Genomic DNA, 24,763 nt, shown 5'->3' with positions numbered 1-24,763 from the left:
TCCGGGCGCGGTCGGCGTGACCGGTTCGCTGCGTCCTGTCCGGCCGAGCCGGTAGAACAGAGGGAGCCGGGCTGGTAAGAGGAAGGTTCCGTGACGACACTCGACGCGCCGCTGACGAAGGTGGTGGGCTCGAAGGCGGCCAAGAAGCTGGTCGCCCTCGACCTGCACACGGCCGGCGACCTGCTCCGCCACTACCCGCGCCGCTACGCCCAGCGGGGGGAACTGACCGACCTGGTCGGCCTCGTCGAGGGCGAGTACGTCACGGTGATGGCCGAGGTCGAGAAGGTTCAGGGGCGGCGGATCACCAAGCGGCCCGGCTACATCCTCGAGGTCGTCGTGACCGACGGCCGGGGGCGTCTGACCCTCACCTTCTTCGGCAACGGCGCGCACATCCCCGAGCGGGAGCTGCCCCCGGGCACGCGCGGGCTGTTCGCCGGAAAGGTGTCGTTCTACCGGACCGGCCAGGGGGTCAAGCGGCAGCTGGTCCATCCGGAGTACAAGGCGGTGAGCGCGCGGGAGGGCGCCGACGCGGCGCGGGAGTTCGCCGAGGAGCTGATCCCCGTGTACCCGGCGACCAAGGGCCTGACCTCCTGGCAGATCAGCGACTGCGTCCGGATGGCCCTCGACACCGTCGACGTGGGGCCCGACGCCCTCCCGGAGCCCGTACGCAGGAGGCACCGGCTGGCCGGGCTCGCCGAGGCGTACCAGGGCATCCACCGGCCCGCGGACATGGCCGAGGCCGGCCGTGCGCGTAAACGGCTCAAGTGGGACGAGGCGTTCGTCCTGCAGACCGCGCTCGCCCGGCGGCGGCGCGACGCCTCGGCGCTCCCGGCGACGCCGAGGCCGTCGCGGGAGGATGGTCTGCTCACCGTGTTCGACGAGCGACTGCCGTTCGCGCTCACCGAGGGCCAGCGGGCCGTCGGGGAGGAGATCGCCGCGGACCTGGCTCGCGAGCACCCCATGCACCGCCTGCTGCAGGGCGACGTCGGCGCCGGCAAGACGATCGTCGGCCTGCGCGCGATGCTGCAGGTCGTCGACGCGGGCGGGCAGGCGGCGCTGCTCGCGCCCACCGAGGTCCTGGCCCAGCAGCACCACCGGTCGATCGTGAACATGCTCGGGCCGCTCGCCGAGGCGGGCCGGCTCGGCGGGGCCGAGCACGGCACCCGCGTCGCCCTGCTGACCGGGTCCCAGGGGGCCAAGGTGCGGCGTGAGGGCCTGCTCGAGGCCGCCTCGGGCGCCGCCGGCATCGTCGTCGGCACGCACGCGCTCCTGCAGGAGCACGTCCAGTTCGCCGACCTGGGCCTCGTCGTGATCGACGAGCAGCACCGGTTCGGTGTCGAGCAGCGCGACGCGCTGCGGGAGAAGGCCACCGGCGGCCGCCCGCACGTCCTCGTCATGACCGCCACGCCGATCCCGCGCACCGTCGCCATGACCGTGTACGGCGACCTCGACACCTCGTCGCTCACCCAGCTGCCGGCCGGGCGGTCCCCGATCGCCACCCATGTCGTGCCCACGGCCAACCGGGCGTACTGGAACCGCGCCTGGGAGCGCATCCGCGAGGAGGTCGCCCAGGGCCGCCAGGCGTACGTAGTCTGTCCCCGCATCGGCGAGACGGAGGGCGACGAGGGCGACCTGTCCGCCGAAGAGACGGACGGGGAGGCGCGGCGCCCGCCCCTGGCCGTGCTCGAGGTCGCTCCCAAGCTCTCCGAGGGCCCGCTGCAAGACCTGCGGATCGGCGTCCTGCACGGCCGGCTGCACCCGGACGACAAGGACGCCCTGATGCGGCGGTTCGCCGCCGGCGAGGTCGACGTCCTCGTCGCCACCACCGTCATCGAGGTCGGCGTCGACGTGCCCAACTCCACGGTCATGGTGGTTCTGGACGCCGACCGGTTCGGGGTCTCCCAGCTGCACCAGCTGCGCGGACGAGTCGGCCGCGGCAAGTACCCGGGGCTGTGCCTGCTCGTCACCGACGCGGAGGAGGGGTCCAAGGCCCGCGAACGCCTCGACGCGGTCGCCTCCACGCTCGACGGCTTCGAGCTGTCCCGGCTCGACCTGGAACAGCGCCGCGAGGGCGACGTCCTGGGAGAGAGCCAGTCAGGGCGGCGGTCCAGCCTCCGGCTGCTGACCCTGCTGAAGGACGAGGAGATCATCAAGGCGGCGCGCGCCGAGGCCGGCACGCTCGTCGAGCAGGACCCGGAGCTCGCCGAGCACCCGGCGCTCGCGGCGGAGCTGGCGGCCCTGATCGACGAGGAACGCGCGGAGTACCTCGAGAAGACCTGAGCCCGCCTCCTCCGGGCGCTCCGAGGAAAGCGCCCGCCGTACGGCCGTCGGCGCCATCGGTGAGGCGGCGCGCGCCGAGGCCGGCACGCTCGTCGAACAGGACCCGGAGCTCGCCGAGCACCCGGCGCTCGCGGCCGAGCCGGCGGCCCTGATCGATGAAGAACGCGCGGAGACTCGAGAAGGTCTGAGCCTGCCTCCTGCGGGCCCGCGGCCGATCGGAGAGACCGTTTCCCCACTGAGTCGGTTGACAAAATAGGGAAGTCGGGTTCACGATCGAACGGTGTACCGGAGAGATCCGCTGATCGCGCGGCTCCACGTCGACCTGCGGCGTCAGGCCAGCGCCCTTTGTCGCGGCTGAGTCCCCGTCCCCGGGCCGCGCGTCGCGGCCCCGTCCCGCGCGGGGAGGACGAGTCCCCCCGACGCCCGTCAGACGACGACTCTCCGGAGGAACACATGACCGTCATCGACCTGCCGGTACCGCCGCGCGCACCGCGTGCCGACGAGGAGACCGGCAACCGGCTCGCCCGCGCGCTCGGCGACCGGGACGCCCGCGTCCGGCGGGCCGCCGCCGGCGCCCTCATCGACGAGCGGGAGGTGCTCGTCGGCGAGGATGGTGTGCGCGCGCTCGTCGAGGCGGCGGACGCCGCCGACGACTCCTACGTACGCGAGGTGGCCGCGGAACTGGTGCGCGCCATGCGGGCCGCCGCCTGGGACATCTACGCGCTCGCCCTGCGCCGCGACGACGCCGGCCGCGCCGAGACGATCCGCGGCCTGGTCGTCCTCAAGGCCACGGCCGAGCTCGGCGAGATCGCCCTGACCGATCCGTCCTGGAGGATCCGCGAACGCGCGGTGGCCGCTCTCGGCACACTCGGGCCCCGCGCGGCGGTCGGGCCGCTGACCAGCGTGCTCGACGACGACGTCGTGGCCGTCCGCCGCGCCGCCGTCCAGGCCCTCGCCAGCTGGGCCGCCGACCGGCACTACGCCCGGTCGGCCCTCACGACCGCCCTGGCCGACCCGGACCCGGGCGTCCGCGCCGAGGCCCGCTGGGCCCTCGCGGTGACCCCGTCCCGTCCCTGACCGGGCAGGCGACGGGCACTCCGGAGGACCCGACGGAGCGTCGCGGCCGGCGAGCCGCCAGGCCGCCGCGGGCAGGCGGCCGGTCGGCCTGCTCGGCCGACCCCACGGACGACCGGGAGGAGCCGCCTGGACCCCCGCCCGCGTCGTTTCACCGAGCACCGCGCCCATCGGGCGGCCGTCCGTCGCCGGGCGTCGTCTCGGTCGCCTGAGGCCGTCCGGCGTCCGTTTCCGGCCCGAGTGTCGCGTGTGAACCCGCGACGTCGATCACGGTCGCCCGACGCGCCGGGGAAGTCGTGGCCGCGATCTTCATTCCGTGGTTACTCTCCCGAAGTGGAGGAGAAGAGCGACTTTCCGGTCCCCATCGCCGCCGCGCCCGCCTATCTGATCGCCGCCCTGGCCGCCGTCTCGGCCGTCGGTGCGCTGTTCGTGCTCGTCACGGTGGGATACCTGCTGATCGCGATGCGGCGGCTGTCGGAAGAGGCGGCGGCCGGTGCCGTGTTCGTCATCTTCCCGCTCCTCGGGCTCGGTCTGCTCGGTTCCGCCGTCGGAATGGCGTTCCTCGCCCGATCTGAGTTCCGGCTGCTGCGGACCCCGCCCGTCTTCACGGCCGCGGGCGTACGGCTGCGGGTGTTCGCGCGGCGCGGGTACGACGTGTTCGTCCCCTGGGAGCGTGTCTCGCGGCTGCGCGTCGCCGAGAAGGGGCCCCGACCGTACCTCCTGGTCGACGTCGCCGACGCGGAGGAACTCGCGGGCGACGACCCGGGCCGTACCGAGCGACTGCGCCGGACCGCCGAACGGTTCGAGGGCGCCGCGTTCGTGTACGGGCTGCGCGGCGCCCTCATCGACGTGGAGGACCTAGGCGCGGTCGTCCACCGGCTCAGCGACGGGACCGTCGCCCTCGACTACTGAGACCGCCGGGGGCCGGCGCCGGGGAGGAGCAGGATCGGCACGGCCGCCGCCACGGCGATCGCGAACGCCCACCAGAAGCCGGTGCCGAACGCGTGGGCCAGGCGGGACGGCAGGTCCGGTGACCGGACCCGGCTCACGGAGGCGAGGCTCCCGCTCGCGCCGGGCACCTGGTGGCGGATGGAGATCTGCAGAGCCACGGCCAGGGCCGCGACGCCGAAGGAACTGCCCACCCGTACGACGATGTTGCTCGCCGTCGTGGCCGCCGGCACCGCCGACCTGCTCAGGCGAAGGTATGCGGCCGCCATCAGCGACGGCATCATCATGCCGTGGCCGATCCCCACCAGGAGCATGGCCGCGCCCAGCAGGAGTCTGCTCGTCTCGGCGCCCAACCGGGTGTACATCGACAGCCCGGCCAGCACGACGACGAGCCCGGACACGGCCAGTACGCGGGAGCCGACGCGGTCCGTGAGCCGTCCCGCGACCGACATGCTGATCGCCGCGCCGATCCCCATGGGGGCCAGCAGCAGCCCGGCGTGCAGTGGGCTGTCGCCGCGCACCGTCTGGAGGTACAGCGGGGCCATGAACGTCACCCCGAACAGGGCCCCGACGTAGACGAACAGCGCGACGCACGAGGCCGTGAACCCCCGGTCCCGGAAGAGCCGTACGTCGACCAGTGCGCGGTCGCCCCGGCGCGGCGCGCGTACGGCGAAGAGGGCGATGAGCGCGACACCGGCGCCCGCCCAGCCGTACACGTGCGGGTCGGTGACACCGTGGCCGTTCCCGGTCTGCGACAGGCCGTAGACGAGGGCGGCCAGGCCCGGAGAGAGCAGCACGAGGCCGAGACCGTCGAGCGGGACGCCGGCCTGCCGGTCGGTGTCGCGGGGCAGCCAGGTGAACGCGGCCAGGAGCGCGACCGCGCAGACGGGCACGTTCACGTAGAACATCCAGCGCCAGGACAGGTCGTCGACGATCAGCCCGCCGAGGATCGGGCCCAGGACCGGCCCGAGCATGGCCGGGACGGCGACGACGCTCATCACCCGGCCCATCCGCTCGGGGCCGGCCTTGCGGGCCAGCATCGTCTGCCCGACGGGCATGAGCATGCCGCCGCCGATCGCCTGCACCACGCGGAACACGATCAGGCTGGTGACCGACCAGGCGGCGCCGCAGAGAACGGAACCGGCGATGAACAGGACGATCGAGGTGATCCACATCGTCCTGCCGCCGAACCGCTGAACGGCCCACCCGGTGAGCGGGATGGTCATGGCGAGGGCGAGCGTGTAGCCCGTGACCACCCACTGGATGGTGGACAGGGAGGTGTGGAAGTCGCGGCCGAGGGTGTTGATCGCCACGTTGACGATCGTCGAGTCGAGGATCGTCATCATCGCGCCGAGGACGACGACGGCGGCCAGCCGTCGAAGCTCCGGATCGAAGACCGCGTCCCCCTGCGGCCGGTCGGTGACGGACGTCATGCCCTGACTCCTTCGTCGTACGCCGTATCGGACTTCGTACACCGTATCGACAAATCGTACGCTGTATCGATCAACAACGGAGATAGCCGGATAACCTTTTGGGTGTGGGTGCTTCGGAGCAGGTCAGCGACCGTGATCGGGCGAAGGCGCGGTCGGTGACCCCCGTCTGGGCCCGAGAGTCCGGCAAGCGGCGATCGACGCTGTCGCGCGAGGCGATCGTCACGGCCGCGCTGCGGATCGCCGACGCCGAGGGGCTCGCCGCCGTCTCGATCCGGCGGATCGCGACCGAACTCGGCGCCCGCACGATGAGCCTGTACTCCTACATCGACAGCAAGGCCGACCTCTTCGACCTCATGGCCGACGAGATCGCGGGCGAGGTGGTCATCCGCGAGGGGCTGCCCGCCGAATGGCGGCAGGCGATCACGATGATCGCCTGCCGGGAGCGTGCGGTCGGCCTGCGCCACCCCTGGCAGATCGACCTGGTCAACCAGCGGTCCAGCGCCATGATCGGCCCGAACGGCCTGCGTCATCTCGAGCAGTCGGTCGCGGCGCTCGCCGGTCTCCGGCTGGAGCCCCTCGAAGCCTGGCGGGTCATCGCGGCGGTCGACGACTACGTTTGCGGCTTCATCAGCCGCGAGATCCGGAAGCGGGAGATCGTCCGGCACGCCGAGGCCACCGGCCTCGATGGCGAGGCGCTCGTCCGGCCCTACCTCCAGGGCCTCGCCGACAGCGGCGAGTTCGTGACCATCACCCCCCTGCTCAGGGACGGCCTCCGGACCATCGGAAGCGACTTCGAACAGGGCCTGAACTGGCTGCTCGACGGAATCGAGCACCAGTACGGGTCGACCACCACTCAGCCCTGAGGACCGAGTTCACCGGCTCGGCCCGCGAGGGCGTGGGGCTGCGGCCGTCCGTGCCGAACGCGTTGGCCGGTGCGCGGAGCCTGAGAACGACGGAAGGGCGCCTCCCTGCCGGGAGACGCCCTCGCGATCGCGCCCGTCAGACGCTGAGGCGTGCCTTCGGGCGGGCGCTGACGACGGCCGCCGCCCCGGCCGCCACGGCGATCACGCCGAGGAACGCGAGCTCCCCGAACGGACCGCCGGTGTAGGGCAGGCGCGGCGCGCCGATCGTCGCCAGCTCTCCCTTACCGGCAGGGAGGCCCAGAGGCGGGTTGGCCGCCGGAGGCTGCGCGACCGGCGGCGCGGCGCCCGGAGGCTGGGCACCGGGCGGCTGCGCACCGGGTGGCTGGGCGCCCGGCGGGCTCGGCTGGCCCGGCTGACCCGGCGGGGTCGGCTGGCCGGGAGGAGTCGGCTGGCCCGGTGCCGGCGGGGAGCCCGGAGCCGGGCGCGGGGCCGAGCACCCTGCGCAGAGCCCGAGGGAGGCACCGATGTGGGTGCCGCCCACCGACGCATTCACGCCGGCGGACACGGCGGCACGGCGCGCCGAGAGACTCACGCCGACCGGCAGGTTCACGTGAAGGCCGGAGCCGGTGGAGCGCCGTGAGGTGCCGGACGTCGCCTTCCGCACGGTGCGAGAGGCCTGGTCCGTCGTCTTCACGACGCCGGACACGGTCTTGGACACGGGGGTGGTCAGGTCGCCGAGACCGAGCCCGCCGGTCTCGGCGTGGGCGACGCCGCTGAGGGCGGTGCCGCCGAGGATCGTCAGGCCGGCCGTCGCAGCCAGCCTCGTGCGTGTTCGCATGGGGGGATCTCTCCAGGTCGAAGGAGCGGGGGGTCGAGACCGGGGGCGGGGCGGCGCACGGGCCCCCGGCGACGTGGACACGCCTTCGCCGGGCGACGGCACCTCCTGGCCCCCTCCTGTCGCGTGCGCCCGGAAGGCCTCGGGCGCCGCCGTACGATCCGCGACCAGTCTGTCACGAGAGGTGTTCGGAGGGAATCATCTCCCGGCCGTCCCGTGACGTACCGGCTCGGCGCCCGATGCCCGATCCGGGGCGGGCGCGGCGCGGCACGTACGCGGGCTGGGCAGACTGGTGGAGTGACCCGACTCATCGCAGGAACGGCCGGCGGCCGGCGCATCTCGGTTCCCTCCGGCCGCGACACCCGGCCCACCAGCGACCGCGCCCGCGAAGGGCTGTTCGCCACGATCCACTCGGTGCTCGGCGACCTGACCGGCCTGCGGGCGGCCGACCTGTTCGCCGGGTCCGGGGCGGTGGGGCTGGAGGCGCTGTCGCGCGGGGCGGCGCACGTGCTGCTGGTCGAGTCGGCGCCGCGCGCCGCCAAGGTGATCAAGGCCAACATCGACGCCCTCGGACTGCCCGGCGCCGAACTGGTGACCGACCGCGTCGAGCGGGTGGTGCGGCGCCCGCCGCCCGAGCCGTACGACCTGATCTTCGCCGACCCGCCGTACGCCGTGAGCGGCGAGGTCGTCACCCGGATGCTCGAGGACCTGCGGGACCACGGCTGGCTGGCGCCGGACGCGCTGGTCGCCCTCGAACGGGCCACACGCGACGGACCGGTGCGCTGGCCTGCGGGGTATGAGGAGGGCAGGGCCCGTCGCTACGGCGAAGGGACGCTTTGGTACGGTCACGCCGCAGGTCACTGACGGCTTCCTCAGCGAAGGGTGCTCACCTCGTGCGCCGTGTTGTCTGTCCGGGCTCCTACGACCCCGTCACCAACGGACACCTCGACATCATCAGCCGGGCGTCCCGGCTGTACGACGAGGTCGTCGTCGCCGTCCTCATCAACATCTCGAAGAAGAGCCTCTTCACCGTCGACGAACGCGTCGAGATGATCGATGAGGTGACGAAGCAGTACGGCAACGTCGTCGTCGAGAAGTTCCACGGACTCACGGTCGACTTCTGCCGCGAGCGCGACATCCCGGTGATCGTCCGTGGTCTGCGCGCGGTCAGCGACTTCGACTACGAATTGCAGATCGCGCAGATGAACCACCAGCTGGCCGGGGTGGAGACGATGTTCATGGCCACGAACCCGCTGTACTCCTTCCTGTCCTCCAGCCTGGTCAAGGAGATCGCGCAGTACGGCGGGGACGTCTCCGGTCTGGTGCCCGAGCCGATCCAGCAGCGGCTCATCCGGCGCTTCGAGCAGTCTTAGAGCGGTTCTGAGCGGGCCGCCCGCCAGGTGACGGCGGGTGGCCGAGTTGGGGGAACGCCCGCGCGTTGGTAACCTTGCCAATCGACCTTGTACGACGGCGGTGATGCGCCATGCCTCACGGAAGCAGGAAGAACCTGACCCGCATCGATCCCCGGGCCCCGTTCGTGATCGACACGACCACGCTGGGCCGCAGACCGGGATCGATGCGCGAGGAGTCCAGGACCGTGGCGGCTCCGGCGGATCTCGGCGTCGAGATGGTCGGTGTCCCTAAAGACGCCGACATCGAGCTGGACCTTCGGCTCGAGGCGGTCATGGAGGGCGTGCTCGTCTCGGGCACGGCGCGGGCACCTCTCACCGGAGAGTGCGCGCGCTGCCTGGAGCCGGTCACCTCGTCCATCGAGGTGGACTTCCAGGAGCTCTTCGTCTACTCCGACACTCGCTCCGGCGAGAGCGCGGAGGATGACGAGTTCCGTCTCGAGGGAGATCTCATCGATCTCGAGCCGGTGGTCCGGGACGCGATGGTGCTCGCACTGCCGCTGTCCCCGCTGTGCCAGGACGACTGTCCCGGCCTGTGCTCGGAGTGCGGGGTGCGGCTGGCCGACGCCGAGCCGGACCACCACCACGAGGCCGTCGACCCCCGGTGGGCGGCATTGCAGGGCATGTTGGATCAACGACAAGAAGACCAGGAGGGCTGACGTGGCCGTACCTAAGCGGAAGAAGTCGCGCAGCAACACGCGGCACCGTCGCTCGCAGTGGAAGACCCAGGCGCCGACCCTCGTGCGCTGCCCGCAGTGCCGCGACGAGAAGCTGCCCCACACCGCGTGCCAGACCTGCGGCACCTACAACCGCCGACAGGTCATCGACGTGGCCTGAGCGACGTCACCGGGGGCGGCCCACCACGCCGCCCCCGACCTCGTCTCGCGATGAAGACTCGCCCGAGGCCGTGGCGGACGCCGGAGACACCCGGCGTGCGCCTCGCCCTCGCGGACCCTTCCTCGGAGGAAGAACCGTGAGAATGCCGCATTACGCGGTCCTCGTCCGGAGGGCCACGTGAAGACCGATCATTCGGCGTCCGACCGTGGTCCGCTGGAGGACGCCCTCGGCGTCCACCCCGACCCGGCGCTCCTCGAGCGCGCCCTGACCCACCGCTCCTTCGCCTACGAGAACGGCGGACTGCCGACCAACGAGCGCCTGGAGTTCCTCGGCGACTCGGTACTCGGCCTCATCGTCACCGACACCCTCTTCCGCAACCATCCGGACCTGCCCGAGGGACAGCTGGCCAAGCTGCGGGCCGCCGTGGTCAACATGCGGGCCCTCGCCGGCGTGGCCCGCACGCTCGGCCTGGGCGCCTACATCAGGCTCGGCCGCGGCGAGGAGGGCACCGGGGGGCGCGACAAGTCCTCGATCCTCGCCGACACGCTCGAGGCGCTGATCGGCGCGGTCTACCTCGACCTCGGACTCAAGGCCGCCGACGAGCTGGTCCACCGGCTGTTCGACACGCTGATCACGCGCTCCGCCAGCCTGGGCGCCGGGCTGGACTGGAAGACCTCCCTGCAGGAGCTGACCGCCACGGAGGAGCTCGGCGTTCCCGAGTACCACGTGGAGGAGAGCGGCCCGGACCATCAGAAGACGTTCCGCGCCGCGGTCGTCGTGGGCGGGACGGAGTACGGCCGCGGCGAGGGGCGCAGCAAGAAGGAGGCCGAGCAGCAGGCGGCGGAGACCGCGTGGCGGGCGATCCGCGAGCGCTCCGGGGAGAAGCCCCAGGAGTGACGCGCGCCCGCTGACCCGCGTCGCCCGCCGAGGTGGTCCACGCGGAGCTCTGGGACGTCGCGACCGGCGTCCGGCGGCGCGTGTCACGGTGTCCGGTAGCGCCCGGTCGCGGAATCCGGGGCGCCGTACGGCCACGTCCGGTGGTGCCGGACGGTCGGGTCGGGTGGTGCCGGGTCGCGGAGTCCGGCGGCGCTGTGCGGCCGGGTCCGCCGGTGCCGTACAGCCGGTGTCCGATGGGGATGCCGGTCCGTACGTCGAGTTGGAGGTGTGCCGTGCCCGAGCTTCCCGAGGTGGAGGTCGTCCGGCGAGGCGTCGAGCGCTGGGTGGTCGGCCGTACGGTCCGGTCGGCCGAGGTGCTGCATCCTCGTGCGGCGCGCCGGCACGCGGAGGGTCCCGCGGACCTGGCGGTGCGGATGACCGGCCGGACCGTCGCGGCGGCGCGACGGCGCGGGAAGTACCTCTGGCTCCCGGTCGGCGACGACGAGGCGCTGCTGGCCCACCTCGGCATGAGCGGCCAGCTGATCGTCGACGACCCGGACCGGCCGCCGGAGAAGCACCTGCGCGCCCGGTTCACCTTCGCCGACGGAGGACCGGACCTGCGCTTCATCGACCAGCGCACCTTCGGGCACCTCATGCTCACTCCGACCGTGGACGGCGTACCCGAGCCGATCGCGCACATCGCCCCGGACCCGCTCGAGGACGCCTTCGACGAGGAGACGTTCTACCGGGCACTGCGGCGCCGCCACACCGGGGTGAAGCGGGCGCTCCTCGACCAGTCGCTGATCAGCGGCGTGGGCAACATCTACGCCGACGAGGCCCTCTGGCGGGCCCGGCTGCACTGGGCGCGCCCGACCGAGACCCTCACCCGGCCGGAGGTGACGCGCCTGCTGGCGGGGGTGCGCGAGGTCATGGCCGCGGCCCTCAAAGCGGGCGGCACCTCCTTCGACAGCCTCTACGTCAACGTGAACGGCGAGAGCGGCTACTTCGAACGGTCGCTCAACGTCTACGGGCGGCGCGACGAGCCCTGCGCACGGTGCGGCAGCCCCATCCGCCGCGACGCCTTCATGAACCGCTCCTCCTTCACCTGCCCCACCTGCCAGCCACGCCCCCGCCGCGCGCACTACTGACCGCGTCCTGCGCCGAGCAGAGGCCGGGAGGCCCGGAGGCCGGGAGGTCGGTCGGGGTTGGTTGGTCGGGGTTGGTTGGTCGGGGTTGGTTGGTCGGGGTCGGTTGGTCGGGGTTGGTCGGTCCGGATCGGTCGGGCCGGATCGGTCGGTCGGGTGAAGATCGCCGTCGTTCTGGACGTCCGAAAACGGAGTTTCTTCGTGTTCGGCGGGCCACGCGGTGTACACGCCTACGATCAGGGGAATGGATGAGGACGTACGGCTGACCGCCTGGGTGCGGGGCCGGGTGCAAGGCGTCGGCTTCCGGTGGTGGGTGCGCTCCCGCGCACTGGAACTGGGCTTGGCCGGTTCGGCGAGCAATCTCGTGGACGGCCGGGTCGAAGTGATCGCCGAGGGGCCGCGCAAGGCATGCGAAGCACTTTTGGAGCTGTTGCGCGGTGGAACGACGCCGGGAAGGGTCGCCGGTGTATCGGAACGTTGGACCGAGCCGCGCGGCGGTCTTCAGGGCTTCGCCGAACGGTGATCGGTCTGGGAGGTCTGCTAAACTTGTACGGACAGGTTGTTACGGGTCTGTGACATCTGTCTTGACCGGCTCTCCTGCCGGTGCGACCCTAGTTGTTACGCGCACCTCAAGTAGCTCTTCGTGCGCGACCATTCCTGCTGGTCACTCAGCGTGGAGGACCCTTAATCATGGCGAAGGCTCTACTCGGCCACGTCGGCGGTCCGGACCCCCGCATGGTTGCGGAGATGCGGCGCCTGCAGCAACGTGTCCGTGACCTGGAGGCCGAGCTCGTACGGCTCCAGTCCGAAAACGACGCGCTTGCCGCTGTTGCTGACAATGAAGTCATGGCGCTTGCCGTCAAGGATCGCGAACCGGCGCTGACCTGACGTCAGCGCCGCACGTTTAAAAGGGACGTCGACCTGACGTCCCTTTTTGTTCGCCTCGGCGTCGCCGTTCCGGTGCATGTGTATTCGGCCGAGCCGGTCGTCATGCAATGTCCGGGGAAACATTTCCATGATCCAATTCCCTGGACTTCACCGGGAATTCCGGCCGGTCTTCGAACCGGGCCGCCCTCTGGTCCGGCTGTGATAGACGCCACAAGCGTCGGCGACCCGCGTCCGGTCTCCGGGGACGTCGCCACCGTCGTGGCGAAGATCCGCCGGAGACATGCCACGCGCGGCGTCCGACCATGGCACATTGGTGAAAGTCGGATACCGGGTCCGGAAGGTGTCGGACGGTATCGTGCGGGAATGGCCGTGCGCCGTGGGCCCGACGCGGGACGGCACACCCGTCGGCGGTCGCAGAAAGGATCGGTGGACGCTTGTACTTGAAGAGCCTCACACTGCGGGGTTTCAAGTCCTTCGCGTCCTCGACCACGCTGCGCCTGGAGCCCGGGATCACCTGCGTCGTCGGGCCGAACGGCTCGGGCAAGTCCAATGTCGTCGACGCGCTCGCCTGGGTGATGGGGGAGCAGGGCGCCAAGTCGCTGCGCGGCGGCAAGATGGAGGACGTGATCTTCGCGGGCACCTCCTCGCGCCCGCCGCTCGGCCGCGCCGAGGTCGTTCTCACGATCGACAACTCCGACGGCGCGCTGCCCATCGACTACACCGAGGTCACGATCAGCCGGCTGATGTTCCGGTCCGGGCAGAGCGAGTACTCCATCAACGGCGACCCCTGCCGCCTGCTGGACGTCCAGGAGCTGCTGTCCGACTCCGGCATCGGCCGGGAGATGCACGTCATCATCGGACAGGGACAGCTCGACCGCGTCCTGCACTCCGGCCCCGAGGGGCGGCGGGCGATGATCGAGGAGGCCGCCGGCGTCCTCAAGCACCGCAAGCGCAAGGAGAAGGCCCTCCGCAAGCTCAACGCCATGCAGGCCAACCTCACGCGCGTGCAGGACCTCACCACCGAGCTGCGCCGCCAGCTCAAGCCCCTCGGCCGGCAGGCGGAGATCGCCCGGCGGGCGGCGGTCATCCAGTCCGAGGTGCGCGACGCGCGGCTGCGGCTCCTCGCCGACGACCTGGTGACCCTCACGGCCAAGCTGCAGCAGGAGGCGGCCGACGAGGCGAGCATCCGCGAGCGCCGTACGGCCGTGGAGCAGGCCCTGACCCAGGCCCAGCAGCGGGAGGCCGCTCTGGAGGCCGAGGCGGCCGAGCAGGCTCCGGTCCTCGCCCAGGTCCAGGACACCTGGTTCCAGCTGTCCTCGCTGCGCGAGCGCCTGCGCGGCGTCGGCGAGCTCGCCGCCGAGCGCCACCGCAACGCCGTCGAGGCGCAGTCGGAGGAGCGCCGGGGCCGCGACCCGGAGGACATGGAGCGTGAGGCCGCGCAGATCCGGGAGCAGGAGGAGGTCCTGGGCGCCCGGCTCGAGGCGGCGCAGGACCTGCTGGCCGAGGCCGTGGACGAGCGCGCCACCGCCGAGGCGGCCTTGAAAGAGGAGGAGTACCGCCTGCAGGACGCCGCCCGGGCCGCCGCCGACCGCCGTGAGGGGCTCGCCCGGTTGCGCGGCCGGGTCGAGGCGCTCGGCAGCAAGGTGCAGGCCACCGAGGCGGAGATCGGCCGGCTCGCGGAGGCGCTCGCCGACGCGCGGGAGCGCGCGGCGGCGGCCCAGGCCGAGTACGAGGCCCAGGACACCGAGGCCGCCGAGGACCCGGAGCTGGCCGCCGAGCACGAGCGCGCCCAGGAGGTCCTCGAGCAGGCCAAGGAGGCCGTCGAGCACGCGCGCGAGGCCGTCGAGGAGCCCCGGCGGCTGCTCAAGGAGGGGCGGGACCGCGTGGCCGCCGCGCGGGGCGCCGACCAGGCGGCACAGAAGGACGTCACGGCGCTGCAGGCCCGCGTCGAGGCCCTGGACCAGACGATGGGCAGCGCGGCCGACGGTGGCGAGATCCTGCTCGCCGCCGACCTCGACGGCGTGCTCGGCACGATGGCGTCCCTGCTGTCGGTCGAGCCGGGCGCCGAGATCGCGGTCGCCGCGGCGCTCGGCGCGGCCGCCGAGGCCGTCGCCGTCGCCTCGCTCGACACCGCCGAGGCCGCGCTGGCCCTGCTGCGCGCCGAGGACGCCGGCCAGGCCGGCGTCGTCGTCGGCGCGCGCTTTCCCGACCAACCCACCTTTCCCGACCAACCCGCGCCCGACCGACCTCCCGGGCCCGACGGGGGCGGCGAGCGTCCCGCCCTCCCGGACGGCGCGCGCCTGGCCGCCGACCTGGTCGCCGCCCCCGAGCCGGTGCGGGCCGCGGTCCGTCACCTGCTGGCCGGCGTCGCGGTGGTCGACGACCTGCCCGCCGCCGCCACGCTCGTACGGGCCCAGCCCGGGCTGCGGGCGGTGACGCGCGAGGGCGACCTGCTCGGCGCCCACTGGGCGCTCGGCGGTGGCAAGCGGCAGAGCCTGCTGCAGATGCGCTCCGCCCGCGACGAGGCCGCCGAGGGGCTCGCCGCCGCCGAGGCGAAGGCCGAAGGCACCGCCGTCGCCCTGGAGGAGGCCCTCGCGGAGGAGCAGCGCGCCCAGGCGGTGCTCGAGACCGCGCAGGCGGCGGTCGGCGAGGCCCAGACCGGGGTGAACCGCGCGCAGGCCGGCCTGGACAAGGTGCGCGCCCGGATGCGGGAGGCGGCGGCCGAGGCGGCGCAGGAGGCCAAGCAGGTGGCACGGCTGCAGGCCGCGGCCCAGGCCGCCCGGCAGGAGGCCGAGCGCCTGGCCAGATCGCTGAGCGCCGCCGAGGAGGCCCGCGACCGCGACCTGATGGCCGCCGCCGAGCTGCGCGAGCGCCTGGAGATCGCCGAGTCCGAGCCGGTCGAGGACGACGACGACCAGGACACCGCCCGCCGTGACGAGCTGAGCGAGCGATGCCAGCAGCTGCGGTCGGCCGAGATGGAGTCGCGGCTGAACGTCCGCACCGCCGAGGAGCGGGTCGCCGCCATCGCCGGCCGGGCCGACCAGCTGGAGCGGGCCGCCGCCCGCGAGCGCGAGGAGCGCGCCCGCGCCGCCGAGCGTCGCCGGCGCCGGGAGCGCGACGCCCGGGTGGCGCAGGCCGTCGTCGCCGGCGCCCAGCGGGCGCTGGACCGCATCGAGGTCTCGATCACCGCGGCCGTCGCCGAGCGGGAGACGCAGGAGCAGGCGCGTGCCGCCCGCGAGGAGGAGCTGAAGACCGTCCGGACCAGGGTTCGGGAGCTCACGGCCGAGCACGAGAAGCTCGTCAACGTCGCGCACGGCAGCGAGGTGGCCCGGGCCGAGCAGCGGCTGCGCCTGCAGCAGTTCGAAGAGCGCGCGATGGAGGAGTACGGGCTCGAGGTCGACGTGCTGATCGCCGAGTACGGCCCGGATCAGCCGGTGCCGCCCGCCGCGGACGCCCCCGAGGACGCCGCGCCCGAGCCGTACGACCGGGCCAAGCAGGAGAAGCGCGCCAAGCAGGCCGAGCGCCAGCTGGCCCAGCTGGGCAAGGTGAACCCGCTCGCGCTGGAGGAGTTCGCGGCGCTGGAGGAGCGCCACGCCTTCCTGACCTCTCAGCTGGAGGACCTGAAGAAGACCCGCCGGGACCTGCTCACCGTGGTCAAGGAGGTCGACGACCGCGTCCAGCAGGTGTTCGCCGCGGCCTACGAGGACACCGAGCGGGAGTTCGTCGGCATCTTCTCCCGGCTGTTCCCGGGCGGTGAGGGCAAGCTGACGCTGACCGAACCGGAGGACCTGCTCGCCACCGGTGTCGAGGTCGAGGCGCGGCCCCCGGGCAAGAAGGTCAAGCGGCTGTCGCTGCTGTCCGGCGGCGAGCGCTCCCTCGTGGCCGTCGCCTTCCTGGCCGCGATCTTCAAGGCGCGGCCGTCGCCGTTCTACGTGCTGGACGAGGTCGAGGCGGCGCTGGACGACACCAACACCCAGCGGCTCCTCTCCATCTTCGAGGAACTGCGCGAGTCGTCCCAGCTCATCGTCATCACGCACCAGAAGCGGACGATGGAGTCCGCGGACGCCCTCTACGGCGTCAGCATGCGCGGCGACGGCGTGACCCAGGTGGTCAGCCAGCGTCTGCGCGAGCCCGAACCGGCCTGACCGAGGGCGACGGCGTGATCCAGGTGGTCGGCCAGCGTCTGCGCGAGCCCGAACCGGCCTGACCGAGGGTGGCGGCGTGATCCAGGTGGTCGGCCAGCGTCTGCGCGAGCCCGAACCGGCCTGACCGAGGGTGGCGGCGTGATCCAGGTGGTCGGCCAGCGTCTGCGCGAGCCCGAACCGGCCTGACCGAAGGTGACGGCGTGATCCAGGTGGTCAGCCAGTGTTTCCGCGTTCCCGAGCCCGCCTGACCGAAGGTGACGGCCTGACCAAGATCAACCGGTCGGCACCACCAGGCGCTCGGTCCGCGCAGGCACAGCCGCGCGAATTTACCGGCGTGACGGCAGTCTGACAAGGATTTCGCCTGTTTTGTCCATCTTGTCCCAGCTTGCAGCTGGCTTCGCTAGAGTCACGGCGTTCCCTCCACCAACAAAAGGGAAGGTCGACGTGGACCCCCAACGTCTGAAGGACAACTTCGCCCTGGTCGCGGCGCACGGCATCGACGTGGCCGAGTACTTCTACGCGGATCTCTTCGAGCGGAACCCCTCGTACCGGTCGCTCTTCCCGGCGTCGATGGCGCGCCAGCAGCAGGTCCTGCTGGAGGCGCTCGCCCAGATCGTCTCCCTCGTGGACGACCCGGAGCGGCTGGTCCCGTACGTCCAGGGGCTCGGCCGTTCGCACGCCGGCTTCGGCGTCACCCCCCAGCACTACCCGGAGGTGGGCGCCAGCCTCGTCGCGACGCTCAAGTACTTCAGCGGCGACGCCTGGACCGCAGAGCTGGAGAAGGACTGGGTGGAGGCGTACGGCGTCGTCGCCGACGTCATGATCAAGGCCGCTGACGAGAAGTAGACGCCGGGGCGACGGCCCGCCCGGCTTCGGGAGAATGTGTGGATGCTCAACGGCTGAAAGACAACTTCGCTCACGTGGCGCAGCACGGTGACCAGGTAGCGCTGTTCTTCTACTCGGATCTGTTCCTGCGCAACCCGCGGCTGCGGGAGATGTTCCCCGTCGGCATGAGCCATCAGCGCGATCGCCTGCTGTCCGCGCTGGGACGCATCGTGTCGCAGGTCGACAACCTTCCGGATCTCGTTCCGTTCGTGCAGCAACTCGGCCGGGATCACCGCAAATTCGGAGTGGAGGCCCTGCACTATCCCGAAGTCGGGGCGAGCCTCGTCGCCACCCTCCGTTACTTCTCCGGGCCCTCGTGGAGCGAGCAGCTGGCGCAGGACTGGACGGACGCCTACAACCTGCTCTCTAAGGTCATGATCGAGGCGGCCCAGGAGGACGCCGCGTCGCGCCCGTCGTGGTGGAACGCCCAGATCATCGCGCACGAACGCCGGCGGTTCGATCTCGCGGTCATGCGGGTCCTGCCCGACCGGCCGTTCCCGTACCGGCCCGGGCAGGCGCTGTCGCTCGAGGTCCCGGCCCGGCTGCGGATGTGGCGCTACTACTCGATGGCGAACGCCCCCCGGCCCGACAACACCCTGGACTTCCATGTACGGCTGATCGACGGCGGCCCGGTCAGTCCGGTCCTCGTCCGATCGATCGCCGTCGGCGACTGGATCAAACTCGGTCCGCCGATCGGCACGATGACCCTCGACGAGCGGTCGGAACGCGACATCCTGCTCATCGGCGGCAGCACCGGTCTGGCACCACTCAAGGCGATCCTCGAACAGATCGCCGCGCGTCCCGCCCCGCCGCGCGTCCACCTCTTCTTCGGCGCGCGATACGTCGACGGCCTGTACGACCTGGACGAACTGCAGAAGCGGGCGGCCGGGACGCCGTGGCTCACCGTCATCCCGGCGGTCTCCGACCACGATCCAGGTCCGGCGGCCGAGCGCGGCACGCTTCCCGACATCGTCGGACGGTACGGACGGTGGCAGGAGCATGACGCCTATGTCTGCGGCTCGCCGGGAATGACCGACGCGACCGTCGATCGGCTCCTCCAGCTCGGGCTGAGCCACGACCGCATCCGGACCGACAAGTACGCGGACGCTTAAGAGGAGAGCTATGACCTCCCCCGATATCCACGGCGCCCAGCGCCTCACCCCGGCGGAGCTGCAGTCGGTCAACTTCCAGCGCGCTCCGCTCGGCCGCCGGGGCTTCGACGAGGACCAGGTCAGGGCGTTCCTGCGCCAGGTCGAGCAGGAGCTGGTCCGCGTCCTCAACGAGAAGGCGGGCCTGGAGAACGAGGTCGCCCGTCTGCGAGAACGCATCGCGGGCAGCCCGCCCGGCGTCAGCACGGTGAAGCCCGAGGACGCCCACATCCAGGCCGTACGGATCCTGTCGAACGCGCAGCAGACCGCCGACCAGTACGTCGCGGACGCCCAGCGGTACAGCAGGGAGATCACCGAATTGGCCAGGCGCGGCCGGGACGAGATCCTCTCCGACGCTCAGTCCCGCGCCGTCCTCGTCCTGGAGGAGGCCCACCGGCAGGCGTCGAGCGCCGCCGAGGCGGTAGCGCCGTCGACCGAGCCGATGTCCGGGGACGAACGGCGGGACCTCGAGCGCGAGATCGCCTATCTGCGGACGTTCAGCGACGTCTACCGGACCCACCTGCGCAGCTACCTCGAGGCGCTGCTGCGCAACGTCGAGGAGTGGGAGAAGTCCGAGCGTGACTCGGTCTCCGACACCCGCGCGTCCCTTCCCCGGATGGACTGACCCGTCCCCGGCCAGGCGGCGCTCGCCCGCGGGTAGCGCCGCGAGGGGGCCGCGGCTGCCGGTCGCCGCCGCGCCCCGCGGACCACAGGACCGGCGCGGCCACCTCCGCCCGCTCGGCGCCGGCAGACTGCCGCGCGGGGAGTACGACCGCACCGACGGGCGGTGAGCGGGTAGGGACCGGGTGGGCAGCCGGATCCTTCTGCGAGACTGGGACACGCTATGGAATACGTGATTCTCGCCATCGCCATCGTCGTGCTCGCCGTCGTGGCGGGCGGGTTCTTCCTGGTCCGGGGCCGGCGCGGTGCCGCACCGCCGCCGTGGGCACCGGAAGCACCCAAGACGCCCGAGACCCCTCGCGGCGGCACCGCCGTCATCGAGGAAGAAGAGACCGTCGCGCCGCCCACCCGGGCGCCGGTCCCCGAGGCGCCGCCCGCCCCGCCCGAGATCGAGGTGCCGCCGCCGTCCGCCGGCCGCCTCGTACGGCTGCGGGCGCGCCTGTCCCGCTCCCAGAACGCCCTGGGCAAGACCCTGCTCACCCTGCTGTCCCGCGACACGCTGGACGACGACGCCTGGGACGAGATCGAGGACACCCTCGTCCAGGCCGACGTCGGCGTCACGCCCGCCCGGCAGATCGTCGAAGACCTGCGCACCAAGGTGAAGGTCTACGGCACGCGGACCCCGGATGAGGTCCGCGGGCTGCTCAAGGACGAGCTGCTCGCCCAGATCGGAAAGGACCTGGACCGCTCCCTGCGCACCGAGCCGCACGGTGCCCAGCCCGCGATCATCCTCGTGGTCGGCGTCAACGGCACGGGCAAGACGACCACCTGCGGCAAGCTCGGGCGGGTCCTCGTCGGAGACGGCCGGTCCGTCCTCCTCGGGGCGGCCGACACGTTCCGCGCCGCCGCCGCCGACCAGCTGCAGACCTGGGGCTCCCGGGTCGGCGCCGAGGTCGTGCGCCGGGACGAGGGCGCCGACCCGGCCAGCGTCGCCTTCGAAGCGGTGAAGAAGGGCATCGAGGACCGCGTCGACACGGTCATCGTCGACACCGCGGGCCGCCTCCACACCAAGACCGGCCTGATGGACGAGCTCGGCAAGGTCAAGCGCGTTGTCGAGAAGCAGGCCCAGGTCGACGAGGTCATCCTCGTGCTCGACGCGACGACCGGGCAGAACGGCCTGCGCCAGGCCCGCGTCTTCGCCGAGGTCGTCGACGTCACCGGCATCGCGCTGACCAAGCTGGACGGCACCGCCAAGGGCGGCATCGTCATCGCGGTCCAGCGCGAGCTCGGCGTCCCGGTCAAGCTCGTCGGTCTGGGGGAGGGCCCCGACGACCTGGCGCCCTTCGACCCCGAGGCCTTCGTCGACGCCATCCTGGGCGGCTGACCCGCAGCGGTCGCGGCGCCCGAGCCCCGGTAACGGGGAGACCCTCGCAGGGCGCCGTCGGCCGGGTCGGCGCCGAGCCGAAGCCTCCGCGCACTCCGGCCGTAGTGGAGGGCAGCGCGGAGGGGCGGCCTCCGGGCGGTCGCGGTGGTCCGGCCGGTCAGTCCTCGCGGAGGAGCGCAGCGGTAGGCACCCGGTCAGTCCCCGGGGAGGGCGGGCGTCGGCGACGGCAGATGCGGCGCTGAGGGGTGGCCTCCGGGCGGTCGCGGCGCTCGGAGCTCCGGGCGCGGGGAGGTTCTCGCGGGGCACCGTCGGCCGGGGCGGCGCCCGGCCGAGGCCTCCGGGCACTCCAGCCGGTCCTCGCGGAGGACAGCGCGGAGGGTCGCAACCGAGGCCTCCGGGCCGTTCGGTCAGTCCTCGCGGAGGGCGTCGGCGACGGCGGCGGCCAGGGCCAGCCTCGCCCCGCCGTGGAACGCCGCGCTGAACGCCCGGGCCCCCAGAGCCTCCTGGGCGCGCTTCTCGCACCGCTGGTGGGAGGCGACGTGATACGGCAGCTGGGTCGGCGAGAAGCCGATCTCCTGCCAGACGCGGTCCGCGGCACCGAGCAGGCGGGCCGCGCGCTCCTGGGCACCGCGGACACCCGCGGTCCAGGCCAGCACCTCCAGGAACTGGGCGAGCCCCCAGCGGTCCTCGATCACGGTCCAGGGGGCGGAGACCTGGCGCATCATCGCCTCCGCCTGTCGCCAGTCGCCCTGCTTCCATGAGGCGATGCCGATGGCGAACAGCGCGTACGCCCGGAACAGAGGCGCGTCCCTGGCGTCGCAGAGGGCGACGAGCTCCTCGCCGAGCGCCGCGGCGAGGTTCGGATCCTCCGAGACGCAGAACATCGACGCCAGGTAGAGGTTGAGGCCGACGGCGTCGAGATCACCGGCGGCCCAGTGGCGGTCCCGGGCCTCCTTCATCAGGGCGAGCCCGCGTCGGCCGTCCCCCGTGGACAGCGCGGCGATGCCGGACACCATGGTGGCGAACGCCGAGGCCGTCGTGTCCCCCGCCGCGTCGGCGAGCCGGCGGCACTCGTCGATCCGCGCGAGCGCCCCGGGGATTTCACGCTGGTAGAGGGCGAGCAGGGCGTCGACCCACAGCGCGGTGATCCGTGTGTCTCCGGGGGCGGGCACGAGATCCAGCCCGCGCTCCAGCCAGTGGCGGCCCTCGCTGAGGGCCCCGGCGAGCAGCCAGAACCCCCACATCGACGTGGCGATCTCCAACCCCGCGGGCGCCGAGGCCGGGCGGCCGTAGCATCCCTCGATGGCCGTACGCAGGTTGGGGAGCTCGGCCCGCAGGACCCGGAAGCGGTCGAGCTGATCGGCGTTCATCCGGTCGATCCGGCACCGCTGGGCCAGCGCTCTGTAGTAGGCGCAGTACCGCTCGAGCAGCCGCCGTTCCTCGGCCCCGTCCAGGTGTTCGCGCCCGTACGCGCGGATGCTGTCCAGCATGCGGTACCGCGTGCCGGTGCCGGTCCGTTCGGCGGTCAGGACCGACTTGTCCACCAGGCCGGCGCACAGCTCGAACACGTCCTCGGTGGCGATGTCCCCGACGGCGCAGATCTCTTCGGCGGTCTCGAGGTCGACGCCGCCAGGGAAGGTGGCGAGGCGGGCCCAGAGGTGTTGTTCGGCGGGGGAGCACAGGTCGTGGCTCCAGTCCATGGTGGCGCGGAGGGTCTGGTGGCGGGGGAGGGCGGTGGTGTTGCCGCCGGTGAGGGCGGTGATGCGGTCGTCGAGTTCGCGGAGGAGTTGGTCGATGGGGGTGGTGCGTAGGCGGGCGGCGGCGAGTTCGATGGCCAGGGGGATGCCGTCGAGGCGTCCGGAGATGCGGGCGATGGTGGGGGCGTTTGCGGCGTTGACGGTGAAGCCGGGGTTTACGGTGGCGGCTCGGTCGCTGAACAGCCGCACCGCCTCGCACCGGGCGATCTCGCGGACGGGGTCGTGCTCGTCGGCGACCGCGAGAGAGGGGATGGCCAGCACCTGCTCGCCGGTCAGCCCGAGCCGGTGCCGGCTGGTGGTCATCACACACAGGCGCGGGGCGGCCCGCAGGAGGCCGTTCACGAGGTCCGCGCATGCCTGCAGCAGATGCTCGCAGTTGTCCAGCACCAGCAGCGTCCGCTTGTCGGCCAGGTAGTCGGCGAGAAGGGGGATGATCTGGCGGTCCCCCTGCCGGAGGCCCAGGGCCGCGGCCACGGCCGGCCCGAGCAGGCCGCCCTCCTCGAGGGTGGCCAGCTCCACGACCTCCACTCCGTCGGGGAACCAGCCGCGTACGGCCCTGGCGGCCCGAAGGGCGAGCCGTGTCTTGCCGACGCCACCCGGGCCGGTGAGCGTGAGTAGCCGTGTTCGCGGGAGGAGCCGTCGCACCTCGGCCATCTCGCGCTTGCGGCCGACGAAGCTCGAGCCGTCGGTGGGCGGGTGGTCCCTGGCCAGAAGGTCCTGATCAGGCATTTCTCTCCATGGTAGGAGATTCAGTAGGGCGAGAGGGCCTCGCTCGGCCGGCTCGTTCCGCACCGACCACGTATCGCTGTCCAGCCCCCTGCCGGAGCCCACTCCAGCGCCGTTCGGGTCATCGGTGGCCCGGGCGGCCCCCGGAGCCGCGCTCGGAGGCCCCGTCGTCTTGTTCTGCGACCCACGCGGCGATCTGGGCGCGTGAGGTGAAGCCGAGTTTACGCAGGATGCGCTCGACGTGGCCCTCGGCGGTCCGCTGGGCGACCACGAGCGCGGACGCGATCTCCTTGTTGCTCATCCCCTTCGCGACGAGTTTGGCCACCTCCATCTCCCGGCTGGTCAGCGGCGAGGGCGCTCCCTTCGCCGCGGGGAACGGCGCGGGCCGCACCTCGCCTTCGTGGAGGGCGTAGGCCGTCGCGCGATCGAGCGACATGTCGCAGCCCTCCCGGAACAGGGCGTCGAACCGCTCGGTGCCGAGATGGTCCCGGACCGCCGTCTCGCAGTCCTCGTGGTACTCCTCGAGGTAGCCGAACGGCGGTCCGCCCACCAGGCGCCAGAACTCCCGCAGCGCACCGAGCAGCCGGGCGGCACGCTCCGGGTCGCCCTCGTCGGCGGCGATCCAGGCCAGGACGTCGACGCACAGCGCGACGCCGAGGCGGTCGTCGAACGGCTGCTTGAGCCGGATGGCCTGCTGTTCGAGCTCTGCCGCGCGTTTCAGATCGCCCTGCCGCCAGACCTCGATCCCCAGGACGGACAGCGTGTAGGAGCAGAACCAGCGGTCGTTCCGGGCCTCGCAGAGCCGCCGGCACTCGTCGAACAGCGCGACGGCCTCCTCGGAGCGCCCGATCAGGGAGTAGGCGGTGGCGAGGTACATGAGCGAGTTCGCCACGCCGGCCGGATGTCCCAGCTCCCGGTGGCGTGCGAGGGAGTCCTCCAAGAGGGTCACGGCTCCGCCCAGGTCGTGACGGATCAGCGCGGCGAGGCCCGCGACGTACTGGCACTGGGCGAAGGTCACCGGATCCTCGACCGGGTCGGCGAGCGCGCGGCTCTTGTCCAGCATCGGGCCGGCGGCCGCGAAGTCGCTCTGGAGGACGGCCAGCCGGGCGTGCACGCACAGGCCGGCAGCGCGGGCGGCGGGAGACGCCGAATCGTTGCCCAGGAGCGCGTCGAGCCAGCGCCGGCCCTCATGCAAGAGTCCGGCCGCGATCCAGTAGAACCGCAGCCTCGAGGCTATGGCGAGGCCGGCGTCGACCTCCTCCGGCGCCGAGAGGCAGTAGTCGAGGGCGATGCGGATGTTGCCGTGCTCCAGCCGCAGCCGGTCGAAGCAGGCGACCTGGTCGGGCCCGAACCACGCCTCGTCCGACCGGGCGACCAGATCCCGGTAGTAGTCGCGGTGGCGTTGCTGGACGAGGTGTTCGGTGCCCGAGGCGATCAGGCGTTCGCGGCCGTATTGACGGATGGTCTCCAGCAACCGGTACCGCACCGTCCCCGGATGCTCCTCCCGCA

At 72.4% G+C, this 24,763-nt stretch carries 22 protein-coding genes; 18 read left to right on the top strand and 4 right to left on the bottom strand.

The genetic code is table 11. From position 1 onward, the window contains the following. The first annotated feature begins 90 nt into the window (after window positions 1–90). The 4 genes from recG (at window position 91) to ABEA24_RS51425 (ending at window position 4,266) form a co-directional block, all read left to right on the top strand. On the top strand, window positions 91–2,280 hold the full coding sequence (gene recG, locus ABEA24_RS51435; protein ID WP_345443797.1) for an ATP-dependent DNA helicase RecG: 2,190 nt from the start codon (window positions 91–93) through the stop codon (window positions 2,278–2,280). Window positions 2,281–2,560: 280 nt separating this feature from the next. Then, complete coding sequence (locus ABEA24_RS53960) at window positions 2,561–2,638, top strand: putative leader peptide (RefSeq protein ID WP_360903234.1); 78 nt, start codon at window positions 2,561–2,563, stop codon at window positions 2,636–2,638. Between the two features lie 95 nt (window positions 2,639–2,733). Then, window positions 2,734–3,357 (top strand): HEAT repeat domain-containing protein, encoded by a 624-nt coding sequence (locus tag ABEA24_RS51430; protein WP_345443795.1) that lies wholly within the window; start codon window positions 2,734–2,736, stop codon window positions 3,355–3,357. Between the two features lie 330 nt (window positions 3,358–3,687). Next, window positions 3,688–4,266 (top strand): hypothetical protein, encoded by a 579-nt coding sequence (locus tag ABEA24_RS51425; RefSeq protein WP_345443793.1) that lies wholly within the window; start codon window positions 3,688–3,690, stop codon window positions 4,264–4,266. On the opposite strand, the gene ABEA24_RS51420 is transcribed toward ABEA24_RS51425, so the two are convergent. Further along, a complete protein-coding gene (locus ABEA24_RS51420) occupies window positions 4,260–5,735 on the bottom strand; it encodes an MDR family MFS transporter (RefSeq protein ID WP_345443790.1) in 1,476 nt (491 codons plus the stop codon). The two genes, ABEA24_RS51425 and ABEA24_RS51420, sit on opposite strands and share 7 nt — an antisense overlap. A 104-nt stretch (window positions 5,736–5,839) precedes the next feature. On the opposite strand from ABEA24_RS51420, the gene ABEA24_RS51415 reads away from it, so the two are divergent. Then, window positions 5,840–6,598 (top strand): TetR/AcrR family transcriptional regulator, encoded by a 759-nt coding sequence (locus ABEA24_RS51415; RefSeq protein WP_345443787.1) that lies wholly within the window; start codon window positions 5,840–5,842, stop codon window positions 6,596–6,598. A 136-nt stretch (window positions 6,599–6,734) separates the two neighbouring features. Here the strand turns inward: ABEA24_RS51415 and ABEA24_RS51410 are convergent, their stop codons facing one another. Continuing rightward, window positions 6,735–7,436, bottom strand: a complete 702-nt coding sequence (locus tag ABEA24_RS51410; protein WP_345443784.1) for a hypothetical protein — start codon at window positions 7,434–7,436, stop codon at window positions 6,735–6,737. 294 nt (window positions 7,437–7,730) lie between these two features. Here ABEA24_RS51410 and rsmD point away from each other — a divergent pair, with 294 nt between their 5' ends. From rsmD to ftsY, 13 genes are all read left to right on the top strand, one after another. Beyond that, a complete protein-coding gene (gene rsmD, locus ABEA24_RS51405) occupies window positions 7,731–8,297 on the top strand; it encodes a 16S rRNA (guanine(966)-N(2))-methyltransferase RsmD (protein WP_345443781.1) in 567 nt (188 codons plus the stop codon). Between the two features lie 29 nt (window positions 8,298–8,326). Then, complete coding sequence (coaD, locus tag ABEA24_RS51400) at window positions 8,327–8,806, top strand: pantetheine-phosphate adenylyltransferase (RefSeq protein ID WP_345443778.1); 480 nt, start codon at window positions 8,327–8,329, stop codon at window positions 8,804–8,806. Window positions 8,807–8,916: 110 nt separating this feature from the next. Beyond that, window positions 8,917–9,501 (top strand): YceD family protein, encoded by a 585-nt coding sequence (locus ABEA24_RS51395; protein WP_345443775.1) that lies wholly within the window; start codon window positions 8,917–8,919, stop codon window positions 9,499–9,501. A 1-nt stretch (window position 9,502) separates the two neighbouring features. Then, a complete protein-coding gene (rpmF, locus tag ABEA24_RS51390) occupies window positions 9,503–9,679 on the top strand; it encodes a 50S ribosomal protein L32 (protein ID WP_252847635.1) in 177 nt (58 codons plus the stop codon). 213 nt (window positions 9,680–9,892) lie between these two features. Then, window positions 9,893–10,576 carry a ribonuclease III gene (rnc, locus tag ABEA24_RS51385; protein ID WP_425551340.1) on the top strand — a complete coding sequence of 228 codons (684 nt, stop codon included), beginning with the start codon at window positions 9,893–9,895 and terminating at the stop codon, window positions 10,574–10,576. Between the two features lie 272 nt (window positions 10,577–10,848). Beyond that, entirely contained in the window at window positions 10,849–11,703 is an 855-nt protein-coding gene (gene mutM / locus ABEA24_RS51380) for a bifunctional DNA-formamidopyrimidine glycosylase/DNA-(apurinic or apyrimidinic site) lyase (RefSeq protein WP_345443765.1), read from the top strand. 241 nt (window positions 11,704–11,944) lie between these two features. Continuing rightward, the gene (locus ABEA24_RS51375; RefSeq protein WP_345443762.1) at window positions 11,945–12,223 is read left to right on the top strand and encodes an acylphosphatase; all 279 of its coding nucleotides are present in this window, start codon (window positions 11,945–11,947) and stop codon (window positions 12,221–12,223) included. A 167-nt stretch (window positions 12,224–12,390) separates the two neighbouring features. Then, a complete protein-coding gene (locus ABEA24_RS51370; protein ID WP_345443759.1) occupies window positions 12,391–12,588 on the top strand; it encodes a hypothetical protein in 198 nt (65 codons plus the stop codon). A gap of 434 nt (window positions 12,589–13,022) precedes the next feature. After that, complete coding sequence (gene smc / locus ABEA24_RS51365) at window positions 13,023–16,733, top strand: chromosome segregation protein SMC (protein ID WP_345443756.1); 3,711 nt, start codon at window positions 13,023–13,025, stop codon at window positions 16,731–16,733. A gap of 444 nt (window positions 16,734–17,177) precedes the next feature. Next, complete coding sequence (locus ABEA24_RS51360) at window positions 17,178–17,579, top strand: globin domain-containing protein (protein ID WP_345443753.1); 402 nt, start codon at window positions 17,178–17,180, stop codon at window positions 17,577–17,579. Window positions 17,580–17,617: 38 nt separating this feature from the next. Further along, window positions 17,618–18,730 (top strand): globin domain-containing protein, encoded by a 1,113-nt coding sequence (locus tag ABEA24_RS51355; RefSeq protein WP_345443750.1) that lies wholly within the window; start codon window positions 17,618–17,620, stop codon window positions 18,728–18,730. 10 nt (window positions 18,731–18,740) lie between these two features. Then, window positions 18,741–19,391, top strand: a complete 651-nt coding sequence (locus ABEA24_RS51350; RefSeq protein ID WP_345443747.1) for a DivIVA domain-containing protein — start codon at window positions 18,741–18,743, stop codon at window positions 19,389–19,391. 219 nt (window positions 19,392–19,610) lie between these two features. Further along, window positions 19,611–20,771, top strand: coding sequence for a signal recognition particle-docking protein FtsY (ftsY, locus tag ABEA24_RS51345; protein WP_345443744.1), 1,161 nt, complete (start codon window positions 19,611–19,613; stop codon window positions 20,769–20,771). A 407-nt stretch (window positions 20,772–21,178) separates the two neighbouring features. Here the strand turns inward: ftsY and ABEA24_RS51340 are convergent, their stop codons facing one another. Together ABEA24_RS51340 and ABEA24_RS51335 are read right to left on the bottom strand one after the other, a co-directional pair. Then, window positions 21,179–23,257, bottom strand: a complete 2,079-nt coding sequence (locus ABEA24_RS51340) for an ATP-binding protein (protein ID WP_345443742.1) — start codon at window positions 23,255–23,257, stop codon at window positions 21,179–21,181. A gap of 118 nt (window positions 23,258–23,375) precedes the next feature. Then, the coding region (locus tag ABEA24_RS51335; RefSeq protein ID WP_345443739.1) for a LuxR C-terminal-related transcriptional regulator at window positions 23,376–24,763 on the bottom strand (1,388 nt) is incomplete at its 5' end.

This window comes from Actinoallomurus vinaceus (assembly GCF_039542055.1).
In the GTDB taxonomy this organism is placed as follows: Bacteria; Actinomycetota; Actinomycetes; order Streptosporangiales; family Streptosporangiaceae; genus Actinoallomurus; species Actinoallomurus vinaceus.
This window is presented reverse-complemented; position numbering and strand designations above follow the sequence as displayed.

Bases quoted from the DNA above. Each gene is read 5' to 3' on its own strand.
- ABEA24_RS51340 (WP_345443742.1), bottom strand. From the start codon at position 23,257: ATGCCTGATCAGGACCTTCTGGCCAGGGACCACCCGCCCACCGACGGC.
- ABEA24_RS51375 (WP_345443762.1), top strand. From the start codon at position 11,945: ATGGATGAGGACGTACGGCTGACCGCCTGGGTGCGGGGCCGGGTGCAA.
- ABEA24_RS51420 (WP_345443790.1), bottom strand. From the start codon at position 5,735: ATGACGTCCGTCACCGACCGGCCGCAGGGGGACGCGGTCTTCGATCCG.
- ABEA24_RS51430 (WP_345443795.1), top strand. From the start codon at position 2,734: ATGACCGTCATCGACCTGCCGGTACCGCCGCGCGCACCGCGTGCCGAC.
- ABEA24_RS51410 (WP_345443784.1), bottom strand. From the start codon at position 7,436: ATGCGAACACGCACGAGGCTGGCTGCGACGGCCGGCCTGACGATCCTC.
- ABEA24_RS51350 (WP_345443747.1), top strand. From the start codon at position 18,741: ATGACCTCCCCCGATATCCACGGCGCCCAGCGCCTCACCCCGGCGGAG.
- ABEA24_RS51395 (WP_345443775.1), top strand. From the start codon at position 8,917: ATGCCTCACGGAAGCAGGAAGAACCTGACCCGCATCGATCCCCGGGCC.
- ftsY (WP_345443744.1), top strand. From the start codon at position 19,611: ATGGAATACGTGATTCTCGCCATCGCCATCGTCGTGCTCGCCGTCGTG.
- ABEA24_RS51370 (WP_345443759.1), top strand. From the start codon at position 12,391: ATGGCGAAGGCTCTACTCGGCCACGTCGGCGGTCCGGACCCCCGCATG.